Origin of the sequence: Vibrio sp. V23_P3S9T160, assembly GCF_963886625.1 — a bacterium.
In the GTDB taxonomy this organism is placed as follows: domain Bacteria; phylum Pseudomonadota; class Gammaproteobacteria; order Enterobacterales; family Vibrionaceae; genus Vibrio; species Vibrio anguillarum.
On record NZ_CAWPDB010000079.1, the window covers coordinates 677 to 2,888 of the forward strand.

General features: G+C 38.2%; 2 protein-coding genes. Both read left to right on the forward strand.

Annotation, left to right across the window (positions count from 1 at the left end; all coding sequences use genetic code 11):
• Positions 1 to 1,217, forward strand: a 1,217-nt coding sequence (locus AACU59_RS04385; protein WP_237666560.1) for a DUF3644 domain-containing protein, incomplete at its 5' end; no start/stop codon positions are given.
• Between the two features lie 143 nt (positions 1,218 to 1,360).
• Complete coding sequence (locus AACU59_RS04390) at positions 1,361 to 1,966, forward strand: GIY-YIG nuclease family protein (RefSeq protein ID WP_161437542.1); 606 nt, start codon at positions 1,361 to 1,363, stop codon at positions 1,964 to 1,966.
• Positions 1,967 to 2,212 lie beyond the last annotated feature (246 nt).

The following is a 2,212-nucleotide window of genomic DNA, read 5'->3' on the forward strand; positions in this document are numbered from 1 at the left end:
GAGAGTTCAAGTATATGGTTAGACAAGACAAGAGAATCTTGCTATTGGAGTTCTTCCGTGAACGAGAAAATAAATCAGCAAGTTTTACTTTTCAGCAAGCTGCTGATGCTACGGGATATAATCCCAAAAGTGTCGGGAAATATATTAGTGAAAAATTAAATGGTACTTATATCTTTAAGTCGGATAAAGGTGGTTGGGTTTCAGAAGGATTGTCCCAAGTATCAAATGATGATTTTATTCGTTTGATGTCGCAAAGTACTTCAGCTCGCAAGCTCACGCCCAACGAAAAAATGTATCAGAAACTCATTAAACGCAGTCTTGATGCATTCATTTTAGCTCTTGAAGTTTACAACCGACCGAGTTTGAGCAACCGTGTAGAGGCATTTACTATTATGATGGTAAATGCTTGGGAACTATTTTTAAAAGCAGAAATATTAGATGCTTTAGGTTCAGAAAAAGTATTTTATAAAAATGGTAGAAGTATCTCCATTAGCGACGCTTTACCTCTAAGGTTACAAAATAATGATCCGGTAAGGTTGAATATTGAAACGCTAATTCAACTACGAGATCAGGCTACGCATTTACTTATACCCGAATTGCAACCACAGCTGTCAAGGCTTTTTCAAGCAAACGTACTTAATTACCAAGAGCGGTATCGTAACCAAATGGGTAACTCCCCACTAGCAGGACAAAGTGTTGGTATGTTAAGCCTTGTTCTTGATGGGCCAGAGCCAGAGATCGGCGTAATCAAAGAGTGTTACGGTGACATTACAGCTTCAGAAGTGGCTAGTTTCCTTAAGCAGTTTGAGACTAATGCAAAGGAAATTAATTCTGACAAATACTCAATATCAATCGAATATAAACTAGCGTTAACAAAGAATCCTAGTAATGCAGACCTTACACTTAGCGTTGGTTACAATGGCCAGCAAGCCGTTATTATCACTCAAGCGAAAGATTTAAACACGACACATCCTCATACGACTAATGAGGCAATTAATAAAATTAATTCTATCTTGGGTAGTAAAAAAATAAATCGACATTCCTTTCAAGCCATTTGCTATAAACATAAAATTAAACAGGATAATAATTCTACACATCACAACTTCACTGATATTCATCGTTATTCAGAAGCCTTTGTGACTTGGGTAGTAAAAAATATAACAGAACAAAAGGGTTGGTTAGAATCAGCCCTAGAATGTTATAAAAACCGAAAGTAATGCGTGTTAACAAACGCTTTAAGACGGATTCGCAACGCGTGGCATTTGTGGTTTGCGGTGAATTTAGTGATTAAGGTGGTGTGCAGAAACATTGTATTGCGTTGCTCACCACTTAAGCGGGCGTTAGGCAAATGGAGCAAACTATGACTACATCTGGAATTGTTTATTTCCTAGAAAATGAGTCAATGCCAAATTTAGTGAAAATTGGGTATACGACATGTGGTATCAATGAACGCCTGAGGCAGCTTAATACTACCGGTGTTCCTTCTCCATTTATTCCGACAGCGATTTTTAATGTGTCTGATGCAAGAGCTGCGGAGGCTGCAATCCATGACGCGCTAAAATCTAGACGAGTAACAAATAAAAGAGAGTTTTTTGTCGGATCAACAATGGAATTGGTAGTAGAAGTTGCCGAAATCCTAGGGCAGTACCTGAATAGTACTAGTTTACAAAATGTTGATTTTGAGTGCCATTCTAGAGAGCCAGATAAAGATGATATCTATTTTATGTTCTATCTGTTGCACGATGCTTATGAGTCTGGTGTCCCTATGCTAACAAGCGAACTTTCTCAACATCATAATCAGTATTCAACGATGGAATTAGAATTAAAGTTACTGAATTTGGAAAAAGGCGGTTGGATTGCAAGAACCAATACAGTGAAATCTGGTTTATCAGCGTGGCAGATTACACCCAAAGGTGTGGCGTTTATGATTAACGGTCAGCATCACGATCCAGCACTATTTGAGTAATTTGCCTAACAAGCAATTTAAGAGGGATTCACAACGCTTGGCACTTTTGCTTCTACTTCAGTTTTAGTGTTTATGGCACAATACTTTAGGTTTGGGTGGAGGCGTTGTTCACCCCTTAATTGGGCGTTATGTGTAATCGAACATAAGGAGCTTTTGTGAAGAATCAACATTGTGGTTCATGCCTCTGTGGCAAAGTTCAATTTGTGCTTTCTGGAGATTTTCAATCGTTCTTTTTATGTCATTGTG